The 25183-nt window shown below is 72.2% G+C and carries 24 protein-coding genes; 15 read left to right on the forward strand and 9 right to left on the reverse strand.

Going from position 1 to position 25183, the window contains the following annotated elements; translation table 11 throughout:
* The first annotated feature begins 47 nt into the window (after nucleotides 1-47).
* A complete protein-coding gene (locus OG730_RS42570) occupies nucleotides 48-767 on the forward strand; it encodes a PP2C family serine/threonine-protein phosphatase (protein WP_327309718.1) in 720 nt (239 codons plus the stop codon).
* Nucleotides 768-809: 42 nt separating this feature from the next.
* On the opposite strand, the gene OG730_RS42575 is transcribed toward OG730_RS42570, so the two are convergent.
* The gene (locus OG730_RS42575) at nucleotides 810-974 is read right to left on the reverse strand and encodes a hypothetical protein (RefSeq protein ID WP_327309719.1); all 165 of its coding nucleotides are present in this window, start codon (nucleotides 972-974) and stop codon (nucleotides 810-812) included.
* A gap of 204 nt (nucleotides 975-1178) precedes the next feature.
* On the opposite strand from OG730_RS42575, the gene OG730_RS42580 reads away from it, so the two are divergent.
* A complete protein-coding gene (locus OG730_RS42580; RefSeq protein ID WP_327309720.1) occupies nucleotides 1179-1526 on the forward strand; it encodes a hypothetical protein in 348 nt (115 codons plus the stop codon).
* A gap of 63 nt (nucleotides 1527-1589) precedes the next feature.
* Here the strand turns inward: OG730_RS42580 and OG730_RS42585 are convergent, their stop codons facing one another.
* Nucleotides 1590-2237, reverse strand: a complete 648-nt coding sequence (locus OG730_RS42585; RefSeq protein ID WP_327309721.1) for a hypothetical protein — start codon at nucleotides 2235-2237, stop codon at nucleotides 1590-1592.
* 297 nt (nucleotides 2238-2534) lie between these two features.
* Between OG730_RS42585 and OG730_RS42590 the strand changes: the two genes are divergently transcribed.
* Both OG730_RS42590 and OG730_RS42595 read left to right on the forward strand, forming a co-directional pair.
* Complete coding sequence (locus OG730_RS42590; protein ID WP_327309722.1) at nucleotides 2535-2972, forward strand: RapZ C-terminal domain-containing protein; 438 nt, start codon at nucleotides 2535-2537, stop codon at nucleotides 2970-2972.
* A 388-nt stretch (nucleotides 2973-3360) separates the two neighbouring features.
* Nucleotides 3361-3933 (forward strand): hypothetical protein, encoded by a 573-nt coding sequence (locus OG730_RS42595; RefSeq protein ID WP_327309723.1) that lies wholly within the window; start codon nucleotides 3361-3363, stop codon nucleotides 3931-3933.
* A 13-nt stretch (nucleotides 3934-3946) separates the two neighbouring features.
* Here OG730_RS42595 and OG730_RS42600 read toward each other — a convergent pair whose 3' ends face one another.
* Nucleotides 3947-4639 (reverse strand): hypothetical protein, encoded by a 693-nt coding sequence (locus OG730_RS42600; RefSeq protein WP_327309724.1) that lies wholly within the window; start codon nucleotides 4637-4639, stop codon nucleotides 3947-3949.
* Nucleotides 4640-4935: 296 nt separating this feature from the next.
* On the opposite strand from OG730_RS42600, the gene OG730_RS42605 reads away from it, so the two are divergent.
* The gene (locus tag OG730_RS42605; RefSeq protein ID WP_327309725.1) at nucleotides 4936-6504 is read left to right on the forward strand and encodes a hypothetical protein; all 1569 of its coding nucleotides are present in this window, start codon (nucleotides 4936-4938) and stop codon (nucleotides 6502-6504) included.
* The gene (locus tag OG730_RS42610; protein ID WP_327309726.1) at nucleotides 6501-6881 is read left to right on the forward strand and encodes a hypothetical protein; all 381 of its coding nucleotides are present in this window, start codon (nucleotides 6501-6503) and stop codon (nucleotides 6879-6881) included. Before OG730_RS42605 ends, OG730_RS42610 begins: the two co-directional genes overlap by 4 nt.
* On the opposite strand, the gene OG730_RS42615 is transcribed toward OG730_RS42610, so the two are convergent.
* Together OG730_RS42615 and OG730_RS42620 are read right to left on the reverse strand one after the other, a co-directional pair.
* Entirely contained in the window at nucleotides 6850-7545 is a 696-nt protein-coding gene (locus tag OG730_RS42615) for an NUDIX hydrolase (RefSeq protein WP_327309727.1), read from the reverse strand. The genes OG730_RS42610 and OG730_RS42615 overlap by 32 nt on opposite strands.
* Nucleotides 7542-8723: a pyridoxal-dependent decarboxylase gene (locus OG730_RS42620; protein ID WP_327309728.1), complete on the reverse strand. Its 1182-nt coding sequence runs from the start codon at nucleotides 8721-8723 to the stop codon at nucleotides 7542-7544. The genes OG730_RS42615 and OG730_RS42620 overlap by 4 nt, the downstream gene beginning before the upstream one ends.
* A 346-nt stretch (nucleotides 8724-9069) precedes the next feature.
* Here OG730_RS42620 and OG730_RS42625 point away from each other — a divergent pair, with 346 nt between their 5' ends.
* From OG730_RS42625 to OG730_RS42655, 7 genes are all read left to right on the forward strand, one after another.
* Entirely contained in the window at nucleotides 9070-9426 is a 357-nt protein-coding gene (locus OG730_RS42625; protein WP_327309729.1) for an SH3 domain-containing protein, read from the forward strand.
* Between the two features lie 78 nt (nucleotides 9427-9504).
* Nucleotides 9505-10188 (forward strand): hypothetical protein, encoded by a 684-nt coding sequence (locus tag OG730_RS42630; RefSeq protein WP_327309730.1) that lies wholly within the window; start codon nucleotides 9505-9507, stop codon nucleotides 10186-10188.
* 331 nt (nucleotides 10189-10519) lie between these two features.
* Entirely contained in the window at nucleotides 10520-11938 is a 1419-nt protein-coding gene (locus tag OG730_RS42635; protein WP_327309731.1) for an MFS transporter, read from the forward strand.
* Nucleotides 11939-12100: 162 nt separating this feature from the next.
* Nucleotides 12101-12439 (forward strand): SH3 domain-containing protein, encoded by a 339-nt coding sequence (locus OG730_RS42640; protein ID WP_327309732.1) that lies wholly within the window; start codon nucleotides 12101-12103, stop codon nucleotides 12437-12439.
* Between the two features lie 520 nt (nucleotides 12440-12959).
* Entirely contained in the window at nucleotides 12960-14666 is a 1707-nt protein-coding gene (locus OG730_RS42645; protein WP_327309733.1) for an MSCRAMM family protein, read from the forward strand.
* Nucleotides 14667-14809: 143 nt separating this feature from the next.
* Nucleotides 14810-16024: an MFS transporter gene (locus OG730_RS42650; RefSeq protein ID WP_327309734.1), complete on the forward strand. Its 1215-nt coding sequence runs from the start codon at nucleotides 14810-14812 to the stop codon at nucleotides 16022-16024.
* Between the two features lie 37 nt (nucleotides 16025-16061).
* Nucleotides 16062-17951: a hypothetical protein gene (locus tag OG730_RS42655; protein WP_327309735.1), complete on the forward strand. Its 1890-nt coding sequence runs from the start codon at nucleotides 16062-16064 to the stop codon at nucleotides 17949-17951.
* Between the two features lie 37 nt (nucleotides 17952-17988).
* Here the strand turns inward: OG730_RS42655 and OG730_RS42660 are convergent, their stop codons facing one another.
* A complete protein-coding gene (locus OG730_RS42660; protein WP_327309736.1) occupies nucleotides 17989-18699 on the reverse strand; it encodes a hypothetical protein in 711 nt (236 codons plus the stop codon).
* 189 nt (nucleotides 18700-18888) lie between these two features.
* Nucleotides 18889-20616: a hypothetical protein gene (locus tag OG730_RS42665; protein WP_327309737.1), complete on the reverse strand. Its 1728-nt coding sequence runs from the start codon at nucleotides 20614-20616 to the stop codon at nucleotides 18889-18891.
* A 399-nt stretch (nucleotides 20617-21015) separates the two neighbouring features.
* Between OG730_RS42665 and OG730_RS42670 the strand changes: the two genes are divergently transcribed.
* Together OG730_RS42670 and OG730_RS42675 are read left to right on the forward strand one after the other, a co-directional pair.
* A complete protein-coding gene (locus tag OG730_RS42670; RefSeq protein WP_327309738.1) occupies nucleotides 21016-22293 on the forward strand; it encodes a competence protein CoiA family protein in 1278 nt (425 codons plus the stop codon).
* Nucleotides 22294-22400: 107 nt separating this feature from the next.
* A complete protein-coding gene (locus OG730_RS42675) occupies nucleotides 22401-22718 on the forward strand; it encodes a WhiB family transcriptional regulator (RefSeq protein WP_327309739.1) in 318 nt (105 codons plus the stop codon).
* Nucleotides 22719-22898: 180 nt separating this feature from the next.
* Here the strand turns inward: OG730_RS42675 and OG730_RS42680 are convergent, their stop codons facing one another.
* Together OG730_RS42680 and OG730_RS42685 are read right to left on the reverse strand one after the other, a co-directional pair.
* Nucleotides 22899-23324, reverse strand: coding sequence for a DUF6009 family protein (locus tag OG730_RS42680; protein WP_327309740.1), 426 nt, complete (start codon nucleotides 23322-23324; stop codon nucleotides 22899-22901).
* Nucleotides 23325-23663: 339 nt separating this feature from the next.
* Nucleotides 23664-25181, reverse strand: coding sequence for a DNA primase family protein (locus OG730_RS42685; RefSeq protein WP_327309741.1), 1518 nt, complete (start codon nucleotides 25179-25181; stop codon nucleotides 23664-23666).
* Nucleotides 25182-25183 lie beyond the last annotated feature (2 nt).

Below are 25183 nucleotides of genomic sequence, written 5' to 3' on the forward strand. Positions count from 1 at the left end.
CACAGCGGGGCCACTCCGGGCCCCGTGGAGGCGAAGGAGACACAGCGGTGACGAAGACGACCAACCCGACGGCGCCCACCGGGGCCGTGCTTGTGGGAGTGGCGCGGCGGCCGGGCACCGAGCCGCCGTATGCGGACGGTGCGGACTACCAGCGGCGAGGCGATCGTGTGACGGCCGCCGTCGTCGACAGCGCAGGCCACGGCAAGGAGGCCGTGCGCTACGCCGCGACCGTGCCCGCGGTCATCACGCAGATGGGCATGGTCCAAGGCGGCCTGGCCGGGCTGACCACCGCTGGGATGATGGCGCAGGCCCACGACACGGTGCCGCACACCAGCGCCGTGTACGTGAGCATGGAGCCGGACCGGACCACCGCCGTGTACTGGATCGGCGACGCGCGCGTCTACTCCGTCAACGACGGCACGGTCACCCTGGTGACCACCGACATGACCATGGCCAACTACCTGAGGACCCGGCGCGGCTTCGCCCCCGACCTCACCGCGGTCTACGACGACTGCTCCCGGCTGGGCCTCGCACAGGCCGGCTGGGGAACCTGCAGCGTCGCGGAGATCCCGGAAGACCACCTGGTCCTGCTCGTCTCGGACGGCATCCCCGACCACGTGGACGCGGCGGAGATGACGGAGCTGTGCCGTACGCACGCCGCCGATCCGCAGGCCCTGGCCAGCGCCCTGGTCGCGGCCGCCGCACAGGACGCCGACGGCTACCGAGACGACTGCACCGTGATCGCGATGCGCCACCGCACCGCCTGACGCCGTCCGGACCGGCCGCTCCGGGCGGCCGGTCCCTTCTGCTCAGAGGGTGCGCACCGACCGGAAGTCAATGGCCCGGCCGGTCTCGGCGAGCAGCTGCGCCGCGACCCGCTTGGCCTCCGCGGGCACGTCCCCTCGCTCCCGGATGAGGGACGCGTAGATCGGAGTGTCGCCGGATGCCCAGCGCGCCGGGTCGTACTGATGCACGGCACTCCCTTTCACGACGGACCGGGTAGCGAGTGTAGGCGAGCAGAAGGCCAGGCGTAGGAGAACGGGAAGGAGGCCAACTACACGCAACAAGAGGTGGAGTTGCGCACACCGGCATCCCGCCCGCTTGTCCGGGATGCCGGTCTGCCCGGACCGGCGCCACCACGAAGCCCCTGTACCACTGACCCCTGGAGAGGACTGGCCATGCCCGCCATCGGCCCCGGCTACAACGACCCCGAGTACGACAACTACGACCCCGACTGGCGGCACCAGGAAACCCCGTTTCGGAGGTGGCTCCGCGAGCACCTCACCGCGGCCGGCACCGCGTGCGCGGCGGACATCGCAGCCAGCTACGCCCCTGCCAACCGCTACATCGGGCTCGACAGCGCCGACCTGGACACCCTCGCGATGCTTACCGGTACCACCATCGACGACGTGGGCAGTGCTCACAAGGCCGACCTCGGCCACTGGGCGCGCGAGCAGCAGCTACGGGATCACCCCGACCTCGCCGTTCTCGACGCCGATCTGGACCGCCTCCGCCACCGTTCCTGACCTGGAGAAGGAGGCGACCAATCTCGATGTGAATCCCTACCGCTGGCGGGGGGACGCACGAGGTCAGTCGAACTCCAGACGGCGGCGTACGTCGGCGGCCTCCTGCTCTTTCAGGGCCGCGATGATCTGCGGGTGATCGGCGTCGAACGCAGCGAGCGCGTCACAAGCCTGTTCGTAGGCCGCCTCGTTCCCGGGCTGCTGCTCGCGGTAGTAGGCCCCCGGGTCGCCGCCCTCGTCGTCGTGGGCGCGAGCCCGCTGCTCCGAGTCAGTGTCGAGCGCGGCGGCCGCCGCGCTCACGAGCCGGGCGCGCCGCGCCATCAGGGTCTTGCCCTGCGGGGAGTGCAGGACGGCCGTGCGGGCGGCGTGCTCCCTTGTCCGCTCCGCTTGGTCCCGACGCCATTCGTCGAGCTGTTGCCCTTCGGCCGAGGCGTCGAAGGCGGCCTTGGCCGTCTCTCCCAGGGCGGTCAGCCGCGCGGCCTCCTCGGGCGTGAACCACAGCGGCTTCGGGAACGCGGGAATGAGATGTGTGCACCCGGCGGGCATGTCTTCTTCCGCAACGCCGCGCTGAGCGGCGTCCTCCAGCCAGCCACTGGCGATCCGCTGGCCGTCACCGTCGACGGCCTCGTAGCTGACCGCCCCGAAGACGGTGATTAGGGGAGTGACGTATGCGGTACGGCCGGCGTCGAGCGGCTTGCTGAACGTGGTGTCCATGGGGGTCTCCGCGCAGGGTGGGTGACGATGTCAGCGATCCGGCCCTCTGCTCGCGGCAGAGGGCCCTGCTGGGCTGCGATCCTCACCCCGGCAGCCGTGCCGGGCCCTGGGCCCACCGAAGCCGTGGGCGTGCCACCCCGCCTACCGCGCGGGGGACGCGGTGCGTCGAGCACCGCAGCACCAATCGTACTCACGGCGCCCCCACGGGCGGCTCACGAGCTGGACTTGCCGCGCACATGAGGAAGAGGCAACAGGCAACTCCTTCCGCCCGGTCCGGCCCGGGCCAACGATGGAGGCATGACCCGAAACCACACCGAGAACAACGGCCTTGTCCAGGTCGTCCTGCAGTCCGCGGGCACGCTCCACCCCGGCACAGTCGAACTCATCGGCGACGGCCTCTTCTTCGACATCGGCGGCCGCCTGCGCAACCCGCACCACGACCCGGCGATGCGCTACCGGACCGGCCTGGAGCCCGAAGTCCGCAGTCACGTCCTGACGACGCCCGGCGCGAACCGGGTGATCAACGAGATCATGGACACCACCAGGGCCGTCTTATACGGCTACGCCGAGCCACGCCGCCGTCTGGTGAAAGTGACGGTCGCCTGCAGGGGTGGCAGGCACCGCTCCGTGGCGATCGCCGAACAGGTTGCCGAATACCTGCGTGCCGAGGACGACATCTGCGTGGAAGTCGAGCACCCCCACGTCAGCCTTCCGGTCGTGGAGAACCAGCCGTAATCCCCGCGCGAGCAGCAGACCCGCGCGGACCGTACAGAAGAACCTGGCCCGGTCCTTCATGAACAGCGTCTGCCCGGCGTGTGCGTGAACTGCGCCCAGGCACAGGCGAAGGCCCCCGGCGCTCCTCGGCCGAGGGCCGTTCGCCTGCCCCGCCCGGAGCCGACGGCCTCGCGGTCAGCCCGTGCGGCACGTGCTGTTTGTGCGAGCGGTGCGTCCTCTTGCCCGTCGTGCACCGGGTCCTTGCCGCCTGGTGGGACGCACCCTGAAAGAGCTGACTCACCGCTTGGGAACACACCCCCACGGGGAGAAAACCTGTGGCCTCAACGGCATGCAGGTGGCACATAGTGGTCCTCGAACTCACCATCGAGCAGCGAGAACGGACAGCCGCGTGACGACCGCCAACAGCGAATCCTCCACCACCGTGCGCATCCCCGGGCGGGGATGGACGGTCCGGCTCACCGGCCATACCGACCGCTCGGCAACCGTGACCTGCACCGCGACCTGCCGGATGCCGGCCCGCTCTCGCGACCTGGCGACCCTGCGCCGCTTCGCCGCCCAGCACGCGGCCGCTCACGCCAAGGCGGCCACTGTCCGTCCGAACGCCTCCTGTCACTGCCGCTCCCAGCGCTGCGACGCGCACGCCGCACACAAGGTGCACTGCGCCGGCTCCGTCGTGATGGTCCTGCGCCACGACCCCAGTGTCGGGCAGGTCTGGATCGTCGAGGAAGTCTGCGAGAGCTGCGCACCGCTGATCCCGCACGCCCGCATCCTTGCCCGCGCCACCGCTCCCGCCCGGCCCGCAACGGTCAAGCCCGCCGCGCAGGTCCCCGCTGCGGGCCGGCCGGACGTGATGGGCCTGTTCTCCTCTGCCGGTGCCGTCGCCGACTCCGGCCGCGATGCAGTGCGGCCGTCCCGAAGCGGCGCGGGTAGTCCCCGCCGCAGTCCCCGCCAGGGCCGCTGAACGCGGGCAGGTGTCAGACGGCGACGTCGGCCAGGTCGGCGGACGCCACGATGACCGCCTGGGTGAACTGCCGGGTGGCCATCAAGCAGGTTTCCGCCGCCGCGCTCGGATCGGTCGGATTCTGCAGCCCGCGCAGGATCATCAGCCCGGCCAGGACAGCGGTATCGACCGCATCGTCGAGGATCTGCCCCACCGTGAACTCACCCGTGGAAGTCGCTGCCTTCACCAGACCGATCGCGGCTTCGGGATCGTCCAAGAACGAGGCGAGGAAGTCCGCGCTGATCGCGGGGAGCGCCATGGCGGCTGACTGCGAGGCGGTCGGAAGCGCGATCGCGCCCGGTCCGGGAAGGTCGTCTTCGACCGGGCCGAGTACCGCATCGACGAGGACCTGATCGGCTTCGGCGGCCGCGCACCGGGCCTCGAAGGTGCGCTGCCCCTCCGTCTCCTCCCGGGCCACGGCGTCCGGCCAGCGCGCGGCATCTTCCTGCCTGGCGGCATCCAGCCGGGGGCCGGCGGCCGCGCCGAGCACGACGATCGGCAGCAGGTTGAAAGGCACGTCGCCCTGCTCCGGTGCGGCGTTGGCGATGGGCCTGTACACCGTGCCGGCGGCGTTGGCGCAGTCGCCGATCAGTTCGGCGAGGGTGGCGATCAGTCGCGCGTGCCGTCGGCGGCGCGCGGGTGTCTCGAGCGGGTGGGGTGCAGTCACCTCAGCACTATCGCGGGTACGGCCCCTGCCTGTCGCAGTTCTGCCCATGTTCACCGGGGCGGCGCCCTCGCGGTTACCGGGCAACCGGCTGGGCGAGCAGGCCTTCGTCAGTGTGGGGCCACGGCGGGTGCGTCCCGCCCGGCGGGACGGATCCGCCAATACCGCGTCGGGTGCTCCCGCCGGACGGGAGAACCCGGCTGGAGTGCGCAGGGCGTTGATGATCGCGGGCATGCTGCGGCCAGCCGCCCGTTCCCGGACCCGCGCGGCGCCCCCACCGCCGAGCAGAAAGTCCCTCGATGAGCGAGCCCACCTCCCCCCTGCCCGAGGACCTGTCCTCTCTCCTGGCCGCCGCCGGACCCGATGCCGTCGCTCTGGTCGAGACCGACACCGGTCTCGACCTGGTCACCTGGGAGGAAGCACCGGCACCCGTGGTGGGGGAGACCGGCCTGCTCCGTACGCGGTCGACGGGGGAGGGCGTATCCGTTCTGCAGGTCTGCCAGGGGCGGCGCGAGGCTCTGCTGAGGTGGCTGGAGCTGGACGACGGAGAGGGGCAACTGGCCCTGGTCACCACCGGGCAGGCCCCGGCCGAGCACACGCCCGGCGAGTTGGCGGCCCGCCTGCTGCGGGATTCCGCGTCCGGCGACGCCGAGCTCCTTCAGGCGATCAGCCGCTGGTTCTCGCGCCGCTTCGCCCCGGGGCCGCAGAGCATGGAGGCGGGATGGGCGGCCGCGGCCGCCGCCTGGACCTGCCACATGCGCGCGCTGGCCGATGTCCCCCTGACCGCTGTGCTCTCCGCCGCCCGCGAGCTCGCGGGCGACGACGGCCCGGCCACGGACGAGCTCATCGTGCGCACCAGCCTGAAGCTCGCGGACCTGATCGACCGGATGCACGCACCGCACCGCACCCGCGCCGACCTGGTCGCGGACTGGAGGACCATCCAGCCCCTGGCTGCGGCCGTCCCCGCTTTGAGGGCGGGAGCGGACTGGCTGCTCGACCAGATCGCGCTGCGCGACGCCCCCGCGCAGCAGCTGCGCGCCGTCCTCGAGCCCGACATCAGCGATCACCTTCGCGACCTCCGGATAGCCGGCGGCCCCCTCCACGCTCCCGGCCCGGCTCTCGACGCGGCCCGCACCGCCCAGCTGGCGCAGGCCCGTCAGACCGTCCGCTCCTACACCGCCGCCTTCTACTCCGGACGCACCGAGGAAGCGGATCTGCTGCGCAACGTGTTTCCCGCGCCCGCCCGTTCGCTGGAGGCCAGCGCACCGGCACAGGCATGGCGGCAGGTCTCGCTCACCGCCCGTCACGCCCTGGAAGCGGTCTCGACGCGCCGCGCCGCGGCGACGGCCGAGGACGACACGGCGTACTTCGCCGACCCGGAGCGGCTGCATGCCGAGTCCGTCTACCTGACCGCGTGGCAGGGCCGGATCGACATGGTCCACGATGCATTGGGCCGCCTGGCCGCCCCCCTATCCGTTCCCCACGAGGTGCCAGGAGACCTGCGTGAGATCGCGCTCCAGGTGCCCGCGCGGCGTCTGGCCGATGCTTTCGGAACCCACGAGCGGGCGCTGACGGCTCTGGACGGGCAGATCAGCTATCTGCAGCAGGAGCCCATCCCGGCGCACCGGCGGAAGGCGACCCCCGGCGAGCTTGCCCTCCTGACAGCAGTGCGGGACACCGTCGTCCCTCATCTGCCCGTGGGGGAGAGTCTCAAGGCCGGGCTGGACGAGGACGCGATCCGGCGGCGGGTGGAGCAGATCATGGCCGCCACTGCGGCACCGGCCACAGGGCAGGTGCTGCTGCCGTCTGTCCTCCACGACCACGGCCTGAATCTGCAGCAGTCCGGCCCGCTCGGTATGCAGCCGTGACCCGCGTCCTCACCCTGCTGGTGGCGCCGTTGGTCCGGCGCGGTCTGCCCCGCCTTGCCCTGGCCGTCATGGCACTGGCGGGGTCCGCGGCCGCGCTGTCGGCCTCGGCAGCCGTGGTGGCGGCAGGCCGGGGCCTGGTGGCCGTACGGCCCGACACAGGCAACGGCGGTACGGCGGCCGTTCTTCTCGGGCTGCTGACCGTGGCCACCGTGGCGGCCGCGCTGCTGGCCATGGCAGGGAAGGCGGGACTGGCCGTGTTCGCCGTGCTCACCCCGTGCGCCGCCTGCTTCGATCTCGCGGCCCGGCACCGGACCGGGCCCCGCCGCCTGGTACCTGCTCAGCCGGTCAAGCGGCAAGTCCCGCGCGGCGGGCCCTGAAAAGCGCGGCGATGGTGAAGGCGTCCGTGATCCGGCCGCTTTCTGCCATCTGTTCGGCCTCCGCGAAGGAGACGGTCCGCGCGCGACGGACCCCTTCACCGCTCTCCAGGTCGCCGACCGCGTCGATCCGCGCGGCGTACAGCTCGACCTCGCTGGCGAGAATCCCGGTGTCGGGATGGAGGGTTCCCAGGCTGATCAGCTCACGTGGCGAGGCGCCGACTTCTTCCTGGAGCTCCTTGGCGGCGTTCTCCTCGCCGTCGAGGCCGGGACTGCCGCCGCCGCGGGGGATCTCCCAGTGCCAGGACCGGGTGGCATGCCGGAAGTGCTCGATGAGCACCACCTTCCCCTCGTCCAGCACCGGCAGCACGGCCACTGCGGGGTCGGTATGGGGCGCAAGCATGCGCAGGTAGCGGCCCGGCGTTCCGTCGGGGAAGACGACCGGGTCCTGCAGCAGGATCCACCACTGGTCGCGGTAGACGACCTGCCCCTCGGTCATCGGCCAGTGCACGATGCTGATGCCTCCCTCGCCGGGCGGGGTGAGGAACCAGCTCGGCCGGGTGTCGCGCAGGTGCGCGTAGGCGGACTCCGGGGTGTGGTCCATCATGTCCCCGACCTTGACCGACAGGGCGAGCAAGGAAGCGGGAAGCGGCACGGCAGGCGTCACGCGGCGGCCTCCCAGCGGGCCCCGGCCAGATCGGCGGCGAGCTCATCGACGGCCGCGCGGGTGACGTGACCGACCGCGACGAGGTGCGCGATCGGCCCGGCACACGCCAGATGCCACTTCTGAACGACCCACGCGGGCGGCCGGTCGAAGGTGACCGTCAGCGAACCGTGCACCCGCTCCGGACGGACCCCGGCCTCCTCCAGCCGGTCCACCGCGTAGGCGGCGACGTCCTGACAGCGCATCACCAGCGCGGCCATGCCGCTGCGCCCCAGCGATCGCAGCCGTGCCCACATCAGCAGCGACGCCAGGCCTGAGCGCGAGCAGGCCAGGGTGCGGTCGGCCGTCCCGACGTACTCGCCGCCCATGACCTGCGGCATCAGCTCGCGCCGGGTCAGGGAGATCCCGGCGGGCACCGGCAGGCCGAGGATCTTGTGGCCGGAGATGTTCAGGCTGTCGGCGCCGTGCGCGAATGACCAGCTGGGCTGCGGGCTGGTGTGCGCGGCGACCAACCCGCCTGCGGCCGCGTCGACATGCACATGGACCGGGCCGGCCGCGGCGGCCGCACCACGCAGCGCGGCGATGTCGTCGACCGCGCCGCGCATCGTCGTCCCGCAGGTCGCCGCCACGATCGCGCCGCCGGCCGTGCCGCGCCGCAGCAGGACCTGCAGGCGCAGATCGGCGGCGTCCATCGATCCGTCGGGCAGCGACGCCACGGTCACCAGCTCCATGCGCAGCAGCTCGCACGCACGGCCGATGCTGTAGTGCGCCTGGTCGGAGGCGTACACCGGGGCGTCGGGCATGCGGCGGCGGGCTGCGGCGAGCCCGTGCAGGAGAGCCTCGCTGGAGGAGGACGCGACGTACCCGTAGACGTCGGACGGCAGCGCGCCCGCGAGACGGGTGACGTACTCCAGCACGGCGAGCTCGTACAGCTTGGCGCCGATGTCGGAGGCATCGCGGCAGTCCGGGTCTCCGACGTTGTTGAACAGCATGCCGAGCAGCGGCGCGAGCTCCTCCAGCGAGAAGTCGAGGTTCCCGGGAAAGCCGAGCACCTGTTCTCGCTCGTCGCGCATGACAGAGGCCAGAGCGTGGAGCCGGCCGACGTCCGCGGCTGTGTCCGACGGCAGATCCTCGATGGCCAGACCCGCATCCAGCGGGATCGGGGCAGGGTGTGCGCTCACGTCAGCGGCTCCACGCAGGTCGACGGCAAGGGGGCATCCCATCTACGCCCGGCCCGCGCCGTCGTGGGCGTGATGGCGGCCGTGGGCACCGCAGGGCGGGAGAACACGGTGCGCCAACCCCTTCCGGCTCCCGCCCCGCGGACCTCCGTCCCGAGGGCGCCGGGCCGCGTCCGGCGGCGGCCACAGGCCCCGGCATCCGCCCGAGCCCGCACGACGGGACACCCGGCGAAGTCGCCGACCCGGCAGACGGGACAAGCCACTGGACACCCGCGATCGGGCCGGGCACCGCGCCCAGCATCGGCTGCGCCCCGCCCGTCCGCGACGTCCCCGTTGAAAGGCCCCGCCGATGCTCCGCCGTACCGCGATCCGCTCCGTTGTCCCCGCCGCCCTGGCCATGGCCGCGGCCGCCACCCTGACCGTGACCACCGCCCCGGCCGCCCACGCCGTCGGAGAGAACAGCCAGTGCACCGTCAACTGGCCCAACTTCGGCGCCTCGGTGAGCAAGAACGCCTGGAACTACCGCAGCGGCCCGGGCACCGGCTACGCCAGCAAGGGCTACCTCTACCGAGGAGACAAGCTCACCGTCCTGTGCAGCCGGGGCGACTGGAACTACAGCCAGCTCTCGCAGCGCTCCACGTCCGGGATCCCCAAGGGGACCAAGGGATGGGTCCGCAACGACGGACTGGTCAACCTGGCCGGCTGAGCCACCCGCCGCCGCCCCTACCCGACGATGGCAGCGGACAAGGATCCGGCCCAAGCGGCCCCCCAAGCACGGGGGCGCATGACGGTAGAGCAGGCCCTGCAGTTCGACGATTCCCTCTGGCGCCGCTTCACCGCTCTCCACGAAGCCGGGCACGCCATCGTCGCCCTGGCCACGGGCAAGGCCTCCGTCTCCGAGTGCGTGATCGCCCCGACCAAGACCACATCCGGGGACGAGGCCTCCGCGTACACGGAGCTCAGGTGGGACTCGCTCGATGCCCACCTCACCCTGCTGTACGGAGGGGCCGCCGCCCAGCAGCGGTGGCTCCACGAGCAGCAGCTGTGGAGTCCGTTGAGAGACTCCGCGGTGGAGGCCCTGGCGAGCCACGACTACGCGGCGGCCGCGGCAACAGGGGCAGCTCCAGAACAGCTCCGGCAGGCGCAGACCACCGCCCTGGCGCTGCGTGACCGCCACTGGGCGGCCATCCTCGCCGCCGGCGCGCTCCTGGAGAGGAACGGCAGAGTCAGCGGCGAGACCCTCAGCGCACTACTCCACCAACCCCCGGCCACCGCCAGCCCGGCAACTGCACAGACGCCGCTCTCGCCACCGGTAGCCGCCTTCAGCCACTTCATGGACCGGGCCCGGCAGATCGCGGCAGAGTCACAGCGGCGCGCCTCCCACACCCCGGACACCACCGCACAGCTGCCACACGCCCAGTCCGAGTCCCTCGGCAGCCAGCAGCCTGGCCACCGCCACATCCGATAGCCGCCCGCACCCCGGCCCCCTCAGCCGCGACGCCTTCTGCGGGCCCTGGGAAGCGAACCGCCCCCGGGGCGGCCGGGCCCGGGCCCGGTGTCACGTGGCGGACCGACGGCGCCGGTGGCAGCACCAGAAGCTGGGACGCAGCCACCACGGCCGCCCGCAGGCGGGGAAGCGGCGTTGAAGCCCGGCCACGGCCCTGTTGGGCTTGCCGACACAGCGGATGAGCCCCCCGACCCCGCTGCCGCCGCCCGCACGCCGCGCGCCAGCCATGAGCGCCTCGGCGTGCGGGCGGCCTCAACCGACAGGCCCACCCCCGCACCGAGGCAGGCAGCTGATGGCCCACGCGCAGGTCCGCGACGTCCCCCGCACCGCCTCGGCGCGCGGGCCCTTTCCGAAGGCGACGGACTTCCGCCGCCCGGCCCACCCGATGCCCGCTCCGGCCCGCGCCGTTGCGCACACGACTCCGGCCCGGGGGCCCTTCCCGAAGGCGTCCGACTTCCGCCGCCTCACCCACCCCGCGCCCACGCCCGCACCTGCCCCTGCCCCTGCCCGCGCGCCCGCGCCTGCGCCAGCCGGCACTCCGCCGTCCTTCCGGGCCGTACTGCGCCACCGATATTGCAGCCGCCTGCTCATCGCCTCCGTCACCGGCCGCCTCTCGCTGGGCATGGCACCCGTCGCACTGATCCTCGCGGCGCAGGCCGACGGCCACTCCCTGGCCACCGCGAGCGTCCTGGCCGCGCTGTACGGCATTGCCCCCGCACTGGGACTGCCGCTGCTGGGCCGCATCGCCGACCACCGCGGCCTGCCCTTTCCCATCTACCTCGGCGCGGGCCTGGTCGCCGCGGCACTGAGCGTGCTCGCCCTCGCGGGCACCGCCAACCTCCCGCTGACCGCCGTGTGCGTCCTGCTGGCGGGCGCCGGATGCCCGCCCCTGGAGGGTGGACTGCGCTCCCTGTGGCCCACCGTGCTCCCCGACGACGCCCACGTACGCACTGCCTACACCCTGGACTCCTCCACCCAGGAAATCGTCTACGTCACCGGCCCCGCCCTCGCCATCGCCCTGGCCGGCGCGGTCTCCCCGGCCGCCGCCCTCGCCCTGGCCGCCGCCGCGACCCTCGCCGGATCCCTCGCCTTCGCCACCGCCCACCCCGCCCGCACCTGGCGCGCCGAATCCCGCAACCCCGACCGGCTCGGCGCGCTACGCCCGCCCGCCATGCGCCCGCTGCTGGCCGCCCTGGTCTTCCTCGGAGCCACCGTGGGCGCCCTCGACGTCGCCGGGATCGCCTCCGCCGAGCAGCAGAACGCGGCCTGGCTGGCCGGCGCCCTGCCCGCGACGTTCTCCGCCGCCGGAATCCTCGGCGGCATCCTCTTCGCCCGCTTCCAGCCCTCAACCGCCCCCCGCCCCCGCCACCTGGCCCTCATCGCCGCCCTGTACGCGGCCTGCTGGCTCCCGCTGCTCGCCCCGCTGCCCGCCCCGCTGCTCCTGGCCGCGGCCATGCTCCCGGGCGCCCTGTTCGTGCCGCTGCTCACGGTGGCCAGCCTCACCCTGACCTCCCTGGCCCCTCCCGGCACCTCCACCGAGGCCGTCGGCTGGCTCTCCAGCGCCATGCGCCTGGGCCTGGCAGCCGGCACCGCCCTCGCAGGGCCCCTCGGCGGCCACTTCGCCGTACCCCTGCTCGCCGCCGCCCTGTGCACGCTGCTGCTCAGCACCCGCATGTCCCTGCGCCCCTCGGCGGCCGCGGCCACGGCCTGAGTGGCCCCGACGCGGCCCGGTCCCGCACGCCGGGACCACCCCTCAGATGACCGTGCCGGGCCCTGACACCGCACCGCCCTCGCGCCGTTCGCCCGCACTCCGGGCCCACAGGCTCCCCATGAACAGCCTCCCAACACCCCTCTCACCCAGGAGACCATCACCATGAAGATGCGCACCCGCATGGCCGCGACCGCCTCCGTCGCCCTCGCGCTGACCGCCGGCGGCCTGGTCACCGCGACCTCCGCGAGCGCGGCCGGCGGCTGCTACATCACCGCCTCCGCCGCCAACGTCCGCTCCAGCCCGTCGACCGGCGCCCGCATCAACGGCGTCGCCTACCGCGGCTGGGGCTGTACCACCTGGGACTCCGCGTACGTGGGCGGCCAGTCCTGGTACAAGCTCCGCATCGACCGGACGGGCGTGACGGGATGGGTCCGCAGCGACCTGATGCACCACCCCGAGGAGGACATCCACACGTGCATCCCCGAGGACCCCGCCTGCTGACTGTGACTTCCCGCCAGCGGCCGACCGTTCGCAGGCAGCCGCGCACGCGAGGCCCGCTCCCCGTCCGGAGCGGGCCTCGTGTCCATCTGCCGACCAACACGCACGGTCCGTACGACGGACCGCCGCCAGTGGCGGCCGCCGGGTTTCTCCCGCCACCGAGACCGCGGGGCCAACTCCTTTCCCACCCCTAGGGATAAGCGGACTATGCCCCTAAATGTCCCTGGCGGAGCAGGGGCGTCCCTGCTGAGATCACTGCTGTCCGACCACACGTCGCCCCTTCTCAAGGAGCCCCACGATGAACCAGTGCCCGCTCAAGTACCGCCCGTGTCTGACCGTGACCGCCGGCCTCGGCGAGACGCTCTCCGCGCGCCCCTGCTAGCCGGCCGCAGACGCCCGTAGCGACCACGGCGCGTCCCACCCTCAGCGCCCGCCCGGGCCCTCCGTCCAGCCAGTCCGGGCGGGCGCTCTCGCGTCCGGACCCTGCGCATCCCGCCACCAGCACAAGGAGCCCCCTCTCCCCATGCACGCACCTCTCGCCCGCGCGACAACGCGCCTGACCGCCATCACCATCGCCGCCGCAGCAGCCGGCACCCTGTCCTGGTCGGCGGCGGCCGCCCCCGCCCAGTCGGACAAGTACGGCCCCGGCTACGCGATCCCCGACAGCGACGGCAACGCCGCCACTTCCCACATCGGTGCCTACGGCCCCCCGGGCATGACGGTCTACGGCCAGTGGGAGACCTACTGCGCCGACCCCGAGCGCAAGGGGCCCGACGCCGCGGGCGGGTACAGCGGCCCGGCCACCGTCGAGCACTGGACCTCCTCCGTCACAGGCAAACAGGTCCCCGACGCCCACCTCGCCTACGCCTCCTACATCGTCGGCAAGTACGGCCAGACCCAGAACGCCGCCCAGGCGGCCGCAGTCGACGCGGTCGTCTACGAGTGGCTGGCCGGCGGCGCCTATGGCATCGACGGCGCCCGCGGCAAGCAGCGCCTCGGCTACCCGAACGTGTCGTCCACGGCCCGGACCCTGGCCGCCGACTACCTGGAAGAAGCCAAGAAGTACGCGGGCCCCTACCGCCTGACCCTCACGCCGAAGGTCACCGAGACCCCGGCGGGCAAGAAGGTCGCGGTCACGGCCACCGTCACCGCCACGCTCTCGGGGACCAAGGTGCCCGGGGTGAAGGTCCGCCTCACCGAGTCCGGCACGGACGGCGAGAAGGGGCAGGTCACCACCGGCCAGGACGGGACGGCCACCTGGGAGTTCACCGCCGACGCCAAGGGGACCACCACCGTGGGCGCCGAGGCCGACGGGCTGCCCGGCTCCCAGCTCAAGGTCCTGGCCCCCCGCGACGACACCGCCCAGCGGATGCTCCTGGCGGGCGACACCACCACGGCCAAGGACCAGACGGCCATCAAGGTCACCGCCGCGCCGGGCGGTGTCACCATCCGCAAGAAGGACCCGGGCGGCGAGGCCCTGGCCGGAACCTCCTTCCAGCTCCTCGACCCGGCCACCGGCAAGACAGTCGCCGAGGGCAAGACCGGCGCCGACGGCGTGCTGGTCTTCGACAACCTCGCCCCGGGCACCTACCGGCTGCGCGAGACCGACAGCGGCAGCCCCCTGCACGCCACGGTGCCCGACCAGGACATCACCATCACCGAGGGCAAGACCGCGGCCGCCAACCCGATCACGATCGTCGACCCGTTCAAGCAGGGCGAGCTGCTGGTCAAGAAGATCGACAAGGCCACCGGCAAGCCGCTGGCCGGAGCGGTCATCGCCATCAACGCCGACACCGTCGACGCGTCCGGCAAGCACACCAAGGGCAAGGAGCTCACGCAGCTCACCACCGGCAAGGACGGCACGGCCAAGCTCAAGCTCGACGTGACCCTCAAGAACGGCACCACCTACTGGGCCACCGAAGCCAAGCCGCCCGCCGGGTACGAGGCGGACGCCGCCGCCCAGCAGTTCACCGCCAAGCCCGGCGCCCAGGTCACCGTCACCCTCGCCGACACCAAGTCCCCCACCCCGATCAGCCCACCCCCCACCACACCGCCGCCCGCGGCCAAACCCCCGGCCGCCCAGCCGCCGGCCCCTTCCGGACAGCTCGCCCACACCGGCGCCTCCAGCACCACCTGGCTGATCGCGGCCGGCGGCGTGCTCCTCGCGGCCGGAGGCACGGCCGTGTGGGCCGGAAACCGGCGCCGCCTCGCCCGCACCCACAGCGGCTGACGCCGACCTTGCGCTTCGGGCTCCGCACCCCGGTCGGAGCCCGAAGCCACCCGCAGGGCACGGGCAGGCCACCCCTCCCCGCCACTGCGCCGACCCGCAGCGACCCCGCTCACCACTCCACCGGAGCCACTCCGTTGTCCCAGATGACTCTCACCGGCCGCCGCCCGGCCCCGGCCCCGCCCACCGCCCTCAAAGACGTGATGGCCACCCCGCACGTCGCCCGGCTCCTCGCCGGAACGCTCCTGGGCCGCCTGCCCAACAGCATGGCCCCCGCCGCACTCGTCCTCCTCATCACGCACTCCGGCGGCTCCGTCGCCTTCGGCGGCATCCTCAGCGCCCTCTACATCCTGGCCTCCGCCCTCTCCCAGCCGGTCAAGGGCCGCCTGCTGGACTGCTACGGACAGACCCGGGTCTCGGGCCCGGCCGCCTTCATCAACGCCCTGAGCCTGCTCACCCTCGCAACGGTCAGCGCCCAGTCCCAGCCGGTGCTCGCCACCGCCCTCGTCGCCCTCGCGGGCTCCTGCACGCCCCCGCTGGAGGCAGGCCTGCGCGCGCTGTGGTCGAGCGTGCTGCCCGACCCGGGCCAGCGCCGGGCCGCACTGGCCGCCGACACCGGCAGCCAGGGCCTGCTGTTCGTGACCGGCCCCCTCCTGGCCGCTTTCCTCGCCAGCCAGTACGGCCCGGGGACCGCCCTGGCCGCCACCGCCGCCACCGGAGTCACCGGCTCCCTCATCGTCTTGACCTCCGCGCCTTCCCGGGCCTGGAGTTCCCCCGCCAAGCACCACGGCACCCGCAGCGCCCTGCACAACCGCGCGCTGCTCCAGCTTCTGTTCGCCCTGGCCGGCGTCGGCGTCGCCAACGGCGCGGTAACCGTCTGGGCCGTGGGAATGGCCGAGCGCCACCAGATGGACATGCTCACCGGCCTCATCCCCGGCGCCTACGCCGCGGGCTCACTGATCGGAGGCCTCCTCTACGGCCGACGGCCCTGGCCGGGATCCACCGTCTCCCACCTCCTGGCCGGCACCGCCGCCTTCGCCGCCGCCTGGCTGCCCCTGCTCACCCTTCCCGGCCCCCACCCGGCCATCGCCCTCGCCCTCCTCCCGGGCCTCTTCCTCCCCGTCGTGATCACCAGCTCCTTCATGACTGCGGACCGTCTCGCACCCGCCGGGAACATCACCGAGACGTACGCCTGGATGATCTTGTCCCTCGGCGTGGGAACGGCCTCCGGAACCGCCCTGGCAGGCGCCCTCGCCGCCCACCCGCTCGCCGCCGCCACGCTGCCCCTGGCCGGGGCCGCCACCGCCCTGACCGTCCTCACCGCCGCCCGGCGCCGCGCCGCCACGACCGTCACCCGCTGAAAGGCCACAGCGGACACCCGGACCGAAGGACAGCACCGTGCCCGAGACCAGCCGCCTGTACGCGCTCACCAGCACCTACACCAACCCCTGGTGGCCGGCCGAGCCCGGCCCCTCCCTGCTCATCAACGACCCCGTCATGGCCGCGCGCTGGTACCTCGACAACGAGCAGGAGGAGAACCTCGCCGTCGCCGCCCGGATCAGCACCGACAACGGCGCCACATGGCAGGTGCTGCCGCCACGCGAACTGTGGGCGCACACCCTCCAGCACCTCGATTCCGCCGCCCAGAGCCCGGAGGAACCCGTACGGCACGCCGCGGCCGCGCTGCGCGAGCAACTCGACGCGGACGCCACCGCGTGGATCGACCGCCGCATCCGCTTCGTCGAACCCGACAACCCCGCCCCCTACCGGCCGGACACCCCGACCCTCTTCGGCTGGCAACGCGGCGGCGAGGTCTGGGCCCTGGCCCTGGGCACCGTCCCCCCGGACCCCGTCCTCGAACGCCTCACGGCCCAGTACGCCGACCCGCAGCCCGAAGGCCCCGACCAGGCACGCGCCGCAGCCCGCCAGACCCTCGACGCCCTCGCCACCGCCCAGTCACCCCAGGGCACCGACGTGCCCGAACTCCTCCAGGCCTACCAACGCCTGGAACTGCTCACCTTCCCCGCCGGACAGCTGCACGCCCTCGTGCTCCCCGCGCAGGACAACATCCTGAACCAGCTCGCCACCCGCCTGCCCGAGACAGCCGACGTCAGCGCTACCCACCCCGACCCCGAGCACCCCGTGCGCAAGGCCGCGGCGACCTATCTGCACCGGCTCGCACGGCTGGGCCCCGGCCCCCACCCGGACAACCCCTCCGTACGCGAGGCCCACGACGCGCTGACCGCCGCCATCGCCGAATCGGCTGCCCGCACTGAGCCGACCGCCCCGGACGGCCCGCCCACGGCGCTGCCCGGCCACCCCAGGCTGCTGACCGACCTCGAGGCGGCCGCCGCCTGGCGGGCCCGCTCGCCGGCCGCGCGCCGCGATGCCGAGATGTACATGGACGACCTGGTCCGCGCGCACACCCGCCTGGTCACCGCCTCCGCAGATGCGGCGGCACAGGGGGTGGGATGGCTCAACGCCCGGCCGCGCGACCCCGCCGAAGCCGCAGCCGTCGACTCGCGCGACTACTTCGAGCAGAGACTCAAGGACCTCAACGCCCGGCACAGCGTGCTCATGCACGGCTCCGTCCTGGCCGAGGCAGAGACGGCCGCCGTGCAGGCCAAGCACCAGGCCGTCGTGGACGCCGCGCAGGCCACCCTGCCGCTCACACCCCGCACGACCGTCGCCGAGACCGAAGCCGACCACGACGCCTTCATGGCGCACGTCACCACAGCCGAACAACGCATCGACCAGGTGCTGGCCGAGCAGCGCCAGCATGCCCGCAACGCCCTGCAGCGGCACTTCCCCCAGACCGCCATGTACGAGCTGCGCACACGCCTCATGGACCGCGCAGGCCTCGGTCCCGACTCCTACCAGCAGGCCTACCAGGCCGTCGGCGACACCGGCCGGGCCCTGGAAGAGCTCAGCAGCCGGCTGGCGAGCGGGACAGCGGAGTTCGGGCAGCCCCCGGTCACCGCTGAGCAGGTCGCCGCAGCATCCGCCCGCCATGCCGCCGCCGAGCAGCACTTCGACGACCTCTCGGTGAGCCAGCCCCGCACGCTGGAAGCGCTCAACGCACTCGACCGGATCAAGGGGCTCGCCCCGACGGGCCCGGAGGGACGAGCCGCCCGCATCGCGCAGATCACCGCCCAGTCACGCGAACGAGCCCAGCACACACCCTCCGAGGCCGAACCCGTCGGAGGCCTCTCACGCAAGGCCCAGCCGTCCGGGCACATCCACGACGGCCAGGTCCCGCAGAGCGCTCCGCGCCCTGGAATGCGCTGAAGCACCAAACCCGGCCGCCAGGATCCGGCTGCTGCGCTCAGGCGCCGGCCGGGACCGCCTCGGCGTTCTCCTGCGCCGGTACCTCTGCCGCGGGAGCGGAGGCCTTCGGCCACGTGTAGAACACGGTGCCCTGCTGGTTGCTCTTCTCGAGCACGCCCTTCGTCGCGAGCTTCTCCAGAGCGGCGCGGACGACGGGGTCTGACTTTGCGCGCTCGGGATGCGCGGCCTCCAGCTCGGTGCGGATCTCGGTCACCTTCTTCGGCTCGCCAGGCTGCAGGGAGAGCACGTCCGACAGGAGCTGCCCGAGGGTGGGCTCCGACGGCTTCACGGCCTCCTCAACTGCAGGAACCGTGGCCGCGGCATTCTTGGCGGCCGCGGTCTTCTTCGCCGGGGCCTTCTTGGCGGCCGCCGTCTTCTTGGCCGGGGCCTCGGCGGTCTTCTTGGCCGCGGTCTTCTTCGCCGGACCCGCGCCGTCGGCTTTCTTGTTCGCCCGGGGCTTCGGCACGGCAGCCTCCGCTACGCCGACGGCCACCGGAGCGGCGGCCACCAGATCGGCGCCCGTGGGTGCCGGGGCATCACCCACGGGCGGCATGGACTCCATCGCCGCGGTGAGCCACTTCTCCTCGGCATGGAGCTGGGACAGGCGGGCGGTCAGCGTCGCCTGCTCGGCCTGGTTCGATGCGAGGTCGGCGGCCAGCTGCTCCGCATACTTGCTCTGGATCGGGGTGTTGACCGGTTCACTGGCCACGGCAGTCCTCGCTCCTCAAGGGGATGTGCGTTGGTGCCGGATGCTACTCGTTGCAGGCCACAGCCGGTTGGCGTATCACTCATACCGTCCTCTGCCCAATCCCCCGACGGTCGCGTACTTCCGGCGGGGGACTGCGCACACCACACGCAGCGGGTTGCCGCGCGTCGGGCCGACGGAGTGGGCGGGTACTCAGCGGGGGAGCAGTGCCACGGCTTCCTCGGCGAGCCCCGCGACCGCCCTCTGGTACCGCTCCTGTGATCCGCTGGTCGGGTAGTTGCTCATCAGCGGCAGGGCGGTGGAAGCAACGGCGTGGCCCAGGGTGTCGCAGGCGGCGCGGATTTCCGGGCTGGGCTGCGCGGCCCTGTCCGTCGTGGGCACCAGCACATACCGGTGCCGGCCGCGGAGTGGGGGAAGGCCGTCCAGACACCATCCGGCGGATTGCGCGACCCTCGCTTCGGCAGCGGCGGTCTGCTCCTCAGCGGATAGTTCGCGGGTGACGTCCGCGCCGGCCTCCGTGTCCCACCCCCTGGGGCTGCTCTCCACCCGCTGCAGGTGAGCGGCCCATCCGGCTAGTGCGTCTGCCCACCTCGCACCCCAGCGGTCGGCGGCGAACGGTTCCACCTCGTCCAGGAACTGCTTTTGGATCCGGGCTTCGAGATCGTCGAGGTGCTGGTCGCTGGGGGAGTAGGTGTCTCCAGCGCCAAAGGGGTTGTCGTCCTCGTCGAGGTCGGAGGGCTCCTCGTCCTTGCCGGACAGAGATCCCGGTGACCAGCGCTGGTAAGTGTCTGACAGCCACGTCCAGATCTCGCCGCGTTCGGTCAGCTGGCGCTCGGTGACCGTGGAGCCGGGCGCCTTCGTGGGCGCGTTTCGCCAGGGCACGAGAACGAGGTCCGCGCCGGATGCTGCGGCCGCCGGAAGTCCGGTGGGGGAGGCGTCGATGACGACATGGCTGAACCGGGCGTCGAGGTCAGGGTGGCGCAGCAGGAGCGCGAGCTGGCGTGCTTGTTCCTCGCCGTCTCGGTCTACCGACACGCTCGCGAAGGTGTGGGAAGAACCAGGGGGCTGGTGGAGATGGGCGGCTGGGTCCTCGATCATCACCCCAAGTGGGGACGGGGCATCGGGACCGTGGCTCTGGTGATCGCCATCCCACGACCGTTGCCCCGTCCTGGCGACGGCGGTCCGTAGGAGGAGGACACGGTGCCCCTGCTGCGAGAGCGCCTCGGCCAGACCGGCCGCGAGGGAGGTACAGCCGTGGCCGCCACTGGCGTTGCAGACCGAGATGATCCGCGGGCGGGCGGCAGCGTGCAGCTGTTCGGGGTGCGGCCCGTCCAGGATGCCGGGCGCCGGCAGGTGTTCGCTGAAGTCCAGCAGGCCGGATTCGGCGAACAGGCGGATGCGGCGCAGGACGGTACTGGCTGCCCCCTGGCCGTCAGGCCGGTTCATCCAGGCTGGATACGCCGGCGCTGACGGTGCCGGTACAGCTGCCTTCGCGGCGGCAAGGGCCTCGCGATGGTCCGCCGGGAAGAGGAGCGCGCCCCCGCCTACTGTCAGCTCGAGCACGGTGCTTCGTCCGCCCTGAGGCTCGGGATACTGCCCGCCGGCCGGGTTGGTGGGCAGGTGGCTGAGCAGGCGGCGCAGTACTCGCTCGCGGTGGGGCTCGGCGATTGAGAGGAGGAGTGAGTCCTCTCGGGGGCCCACCCACGACAGCGCGAAGGGACCGCCGAGGGCGCCGGGGTGATGGGCGCCGAACTCTGCGACGAGGGCGGACAGCGTGCGGGCTTCAAGAGCGCGCTGGGCATCACTGGCGGCTTGAGGAACGAGGCCGCGGTGGCTGCGCACCTGGTGGAAGGCGGTCTGGTGCGGCTCGCCGGTGTACGCGCTTCGCAGGCGGGCGCGGCGGCTGGTGTTGGTGGACATGGCGAACTCCTGGCCAGCCTGCGTCCCGGCACCGCAGGCTCAAGGAGACGTCCTGTGGGTGTGAGGTGAGGCCCGAGCCCGTGGCACGGTTCGCCGCCCGAAGAAGCGCCAGGTAGCCGGGGTTGGGCGTTGGCGCAAGCGGTCGGGCCGCTCAGCAGCGGCCTGAACCGGCACGGTAGCAGCTTGGCATCCGTCACCGTGCCAGGACGTGCCCGCGGGCAGCCGCCCGGCGTGGATTCCGTGGAGCGCTACGTCCCCAGGTGTCGGCTCCGCCGGACCTCCCGTCGTACGGGACGACAGTTCACGACCTGCCCCACAGCCTCTTGTTCTGCGGAGACTGCGGGCAACGACGGCTGGCCATGGAGGGGAACGGGTGGGCACGGCAGGCGGGATGGGCGCATGAGTACGCAGGGGCAGAGCGGTCACGCTGACTTCCCTCGGGCATTTCAGCAGGAGAAGCGGCAGGTGTGGGCGCGTGACGGGGATACCAAGGCGCTGGTGTACCTGCCCGACGGCCAAGCCGACGGCGAGATCCGCCCGGGAGTGACCTGGCGCGCCTACATCCGGGGCGGCATGCTGCTGTGCCCGATGCCCGGCTGCGGGCCGTTCGCCCGCGTCGTCGCGAGCCCGTCGAGGCGGCACCACTTCGCCCACCGGGCTGGTGCTGACCACGCCAGCGGCACCGGCCCGGAGACCCTGTGGCACCTGAGCGCGAAGGAACTGCTGGCCCGGTGGGCCGCCGCAGAGCCGAGCCTGCACGGTTGGCGGCTGCATATCGACGACACCCCTATCTCCATGCCCGAGGGCTGGCGGCGCCCCGACGTGCTGGCGGTCTCTCCGGACGGCTCCGCCCGAGTGGCGCTGGAGGTCCAGTACTCGACACTGACCGGGGAAGAGTGGCGCGCACGGCACGGCTTCTACGCCCGGGCCGGTGTGGTCGACATCTGGGTCTTCGCCCATCACGGGCCCCAGTGGCGCAGCCGGGCAGCCTCCGGCCCAGCCCGCCGGGAGGAGCTCGCCCACCGCGATCCCGGCTGGACGGCTGCCGTCGGCCTCAGCGGCCTGCACCAGGCGATGCTCCAGGACGAGGTGGTCCCGCTGTGGCTCGACCCCACGGCCCGCACCATAGGTACCGCCACCGCGCTCTTCGCCCCCGCCGCACCGCCCCGAAGCCGGACCAGCCGGCTCGTCCGCAACCCTGCCCTCTACGCCCTGCCCCCGGAACACAACTTCCGCGCCTGCTACATCGCGGCTGATCCACTGGAGGAGTGCCGTATCGACCTGTCTGCCGGCGAGCTCCTCACCTCGGCACGCGCACGGCACCGCCAGGAGCGCATCCGGCTTCTCGCCGATCAGGAAGCCGCCCAAGAACGCCTGGACGCGCTGCAGGAGCGGCAGAGCCAGGACACCGAACGCCGCCGCCAGCAGGAGCAGCAGCGGAGACGGGAGAGAGCCGCGCAGTATGCCGCCGAGCTGGAGGAGGAGATACGGCAGGCGGACCTGCGCGCCCGCGAGGACCAGCGCCTCCGTGAAGAGGAGCTGGCCGCAGTCCAGGCCCGGCTGCAGACGCCGCTGACGGAGGACTATCCGTTGCAGCTCACCCCCGCCCCCACCCCCGCCCCAGCACCGGACCGGCCCAGGGGCTGGTGGCTTCCGAGGCGGCGGCGCCGGAAATGACCAGGCGCACACATCGTGGCGGGACCACCATGGGCAGTCCCGCGCGACCCCGCTGGTTCGCTCATCAACAGATGGCGCCGGAACGGCATAGGCTCGCTGTGGGGATCATGGTTCGACGGGGGAGGGCAGAGGTGCCGAGCACGGGAGCGCACTGGGACGAGGACGCGGCCTGCCGGAACACAAACACCGACGAGATGTTCGTGGAGAGCACGCAGCAGAAGCGCGCGAAGAGCGTCTGCACCGGATGCACGGTCCGCACAGAATGCCTGGCCGAAGCCCTCGACAACCGCATCGAGTTCGGCATCTGGGGCGGTATGACGGAACGCGAACGCCGGGCACTGCTGCGCCGCAGGCCCGACGTCACTTCCTGGCGCAAGGTCCTTGAAGGCGCCCGCGATGAGCAGGGGCATCCACAGGCGAGCTGAGGGGCTCACAAGGCCCGTGGGGTGGAGCCTCAGCCACGGTCGGCCCCTCCACGTAAGTGCTGGTCAGAGCGTTGCGGCTCTCCGGGAAGGGGCTGAAGGGGCCGAGGGCATGCAATCCTCACCGGTCGTGGTGTCAGCGGGGGCAGTGGCTGAAGGGGCCGGGTTCCGCCAAAAGTGCGGTCAGAACAGCATGCCGTCGGAAGGACCGGACTCCGCGCTGCTGGAATCGGGCTTGCCCACGCGACGGCCCCGGGCGCGGTCGGTGAGTTTGCCCTTGGCCCCGGGCTGCAGTGTTCGGGGGTCCACGGCCTCGTGCGGGGTCGCGTCCTGATACTGGCCACCGGGTTCGCTTCGGTCGTTGTCCTTGACGTAGAAGACGCGCCGGCGGTAGCGCCGTGACGGCTCCGTGGGCTCCGCGGTCTCCTCGAGCTCGGCGTACCCCACGATGCGGCCTGCCCTCATCGCTCCACGCGGCTTCCCCGTCCGGTTCCGTGTCTTCTCGAACATCCAGCGGACGTAGTCGTACTTGGCGTCGACGGTCGCCCAGCCCTCGACCCAGACGATCTTCACCTCCTGGGAGAGGCTCGTCGCCCCTGCGTCGGACATCGGTGTCACTCCCGGATACGTCAGTTCGTGGCGGGGGGCCGGCACAGGGGCCGTGAAAGGGGCTGACTCGCGCCCTGCGCCCCTGCCACCCTCTTGTGAGGAAAACAGCAGGTCAGAGAGGTTCTCAGGCGTCATTGGAAAGCTCGCAGGGGCTGAAAGGGGCTGACTTCTTAGATTGTTGAGCTGCAAAGGTGGGACTAGTGATTGGAGGAGATTCCCCAAAGTCGGCCCCTTTCAGCCCCTGTGGGAGGGTCGGGAAGGGCTCTGACCTGCGGTTTCCTGAGGGCGGGACGGGGTGTGCGGACAGCCCCTGCATCGGCCCCTGGATGAGCCCCTGCCTCATGCTCCAGTCCTCTCGTCCGCGCCCGGGGCCAGCAGCCCGAGGCCGGGGAAGTAGCGCTGCCCGTTGGTCTTGGGCAGCTCTCCGGAAGGAATGTTCAGCTTCTGCCGGACGGCGCCACCGAGGTCCCGAGGGGACACGGGCGTCAGGCCCTCCGACTGGCACCACGCCCGGTAGGCCTTCCCCAGATGCGGCTGGAGCACGCGGTATTCGCTGCCGATCACGCAGCAGTCCTTGAGGAACCGGCCGACGGAGTCCTCCGACTCTTCGTAGTCCTGCGTGGCCAGCCTCACCCGCTGAGGGCCGTTGAGCTGGAGATCCTTGCCGTTGAAGTACTGCTTGGCCCCGTCGACCAGCCACTGCAGGATGCCGGGCCCCTCGCTCTCCACCAGCCGGTGGCCGAGGTTGTCGACGACCAGTTCGCTGGGGACGATGCGGTTGAACTCGATGATGCGCATCCGCCGCCAGAAGCCGAATCCGCCGGCCTGCACGACAGGCCTGTGGTTGCCCACGAGCCACAGCTTGTGCGTGGGCGCGAAGCTGTAGAAGTTTTCGTACATGCGGCGTGCCTTGATGCGGTCGCCGCCGGTGAGCAGCTTGAACTTCGCCTCGTCGAACCTGGATCCCTGATTGATCTCCGAGCACACCACCAGCCGCCGCCCCTGGAGGTCGGCCAGCTCGGTCGGGTGGTCGGCATAGGGGGAGGCCATGAGGAAGTTGGGCGGTGCGGAGTCGGCGTACTCGCCGAGCAGGGACAAAAGGACGTCGACCAGCACGGACTTGCCGTTCTGCCCCAGGCCGTAGAGGAAGGCCAGGATCTGCGCGGCCTGATCGCCGGAGATCGAGTACCCGCACAGGCTCTGCAGGTAGGTCTTCATCTCCTCTCCGGCCTCGTCGTCGCCGAAGGTGTCGGTCAGGAAGCGGTTCCACATGGGTGTGGGCATGACCCGCGGCGTGACGGCGGTCGCGTGGGTGTGGCTCTGCGATGGGGAGGCCGGCACCATCCCGCCCGTGCGCAGGTCCACCACCCCGCCAGGGGTGCACAGGGCGTACGGATCGGAATCCAGCTCCTCGGGCTCCAGGGTGAGCTCGGGCAGGGTCTCGGCCATCTTCACCAAGGCGGCCGCCCCCGCTGCGCTGAGGGCGCGCTTGCGGTAGCGAGCCATCTCGCCGTCCGGGTAGCGCACGTTCTCATCGGTCCGGGGATCCCTGCGGGGCATGCTGTTCGCCAGCTGCATGGCGGAGTACCGGATGCCGGTGGTGTTGCTGTCCGGGAGCCATCGGTAGTCCGCCCACCGGTACCAGCCCATGTCGCGCACGTACCGGTAGTAGTCGCCGTACACGGACAGGAACAGATGGGCCATGCCCCAGTCGGTGAGGCTCTCGGGAAGCAGGAGCTGGGGCTGCGCAAGGGCAGTCCCAGCCGTCAGCTGGTGGGCGGCGCGGCCCGGCTGGTAGGACGCGTCGCCCGGGACCCGGCTCGTTGGTACGGCCGAGCTGGCGCTTGTGTAGCTCATGA

Origin of the sequence: Streptomyces sp. NBC_01298 (genome assembly GCF_035978755.1) — a bacterium.
GTDB lineage: Bacteria > Actinomycetota > Actinomycetes > Streptomycetales > Streptomycetaceae > Streptomyces.

Excerpts from the sequence above, each read along its gene's own strand:
- OG730_RS42630 (WP_327309730.1), top strand. The coding sequence starts at position 9,505 with ATGACGGTAGAGCAGGCCCTGCAGTTCGACGATTCCCTCTGGCGCCGC.
- OG730_RS42670 (WP_327309738.1), top strand. The coding sequence starts at position 21,016 with ATGAGTACGCAGGGGCAGAGCGGTCACGCTGACTTCCCTCGGGCATTT.
- OG730_RS42675 (WP_327309739.1), top strand. The coding sequence starts at position 22,401 with ATGGTTCGACGGGGGAGGGCAGAGGTGCCGAGCACGGGAGCGCACTGG.
- OG730_RS42645 (WP_327309733.1), top strand. The coding sequence starts at position 12,960 with ATGCACGCACCTCTCGCCCGCGCGACAACGCGCCTGACCGCCATCACC.
- OG730_RS42640 (WP_327309732.1), top strand. The coding sequence starts at position 12,101 with ATGAAGATGCGCACCCGCATGGCCGCGACCGCCTCCGTCGCCCTCGCG.
- OG730_RS42685 (WP_327309741.1), bottom strand. The coding sequence starts at position 25,181 with ATGAGCTACACAAGCGCCAGCTCGGCCGTACCAACGAGCCGGGTCCCG.
- OG730_RS42625 (WP_327309729.1), top strand. The coding sequence starts at position 9,070 with ATGCTCCGCCGTACCGCGATCCGCTCCGTTGTCCCCGCCGCCCTGGCC.
- OG730_RS42590 (WP_327309722.1), top strand. The coding sequence starts at position 2,535 with ATGACCCGAAACCACACCGAGAACAACGGCCTTGTCCAGGTCGTCCTG.
- OG730_RS42605 (WP_327309725.1), top strand. The coding sequence starts at position 4,936 with ATGAGCGAGCCCACCTCCCCCCTGCCCGAGGACCTGTCCTCTCTCCTG.
- OG730_RS42650 (WP_327309734.1), top strand. The coding sequence starts at position 14,810 with ATGACTCTCACCGGCCGCCGCCCGGCCCCGGCCCCGCCCACCGCCCTC.
- OG730_RS42585 (WP_327309721.1), bottom strand. The coding sequence starts at position 2,237 with ATGGACACCACGTTCAGCAAGCCGCTCGACGCCGGCCGTACCGCATAC.
- OG730_RS42665 (WP_327309737.1), bottom strand. The coding sequence starts at position 20,616 with ATGTCCACCAACACCAGCCGCCGCGCCCGCCTGCGAAGCGCGTACACC.
- OG730_RS42635 (WP_327309731.1), top strand. The coding sequence starts at position 10,520 with ATGGCCCACGCGCAGGTCCGCGACGTCCCCCGCACCGCCTCGGCGCGC.
- OG730_RS42580 (WP_327309720.1), top strand. The coding sequence starts at position 1,179 with ATGCCCGCCATCGGCCCCGGCTACAACGACCCCGAGTACGACAACTAC.
- OG730_RS42680 (WP_327309740.1), bottom strand. The coding sequence starts at position 23,324 with ATGTCCGACGCAGGGGCGACGAGCCTCTCCCAGGAGGTGAAGATCGTC.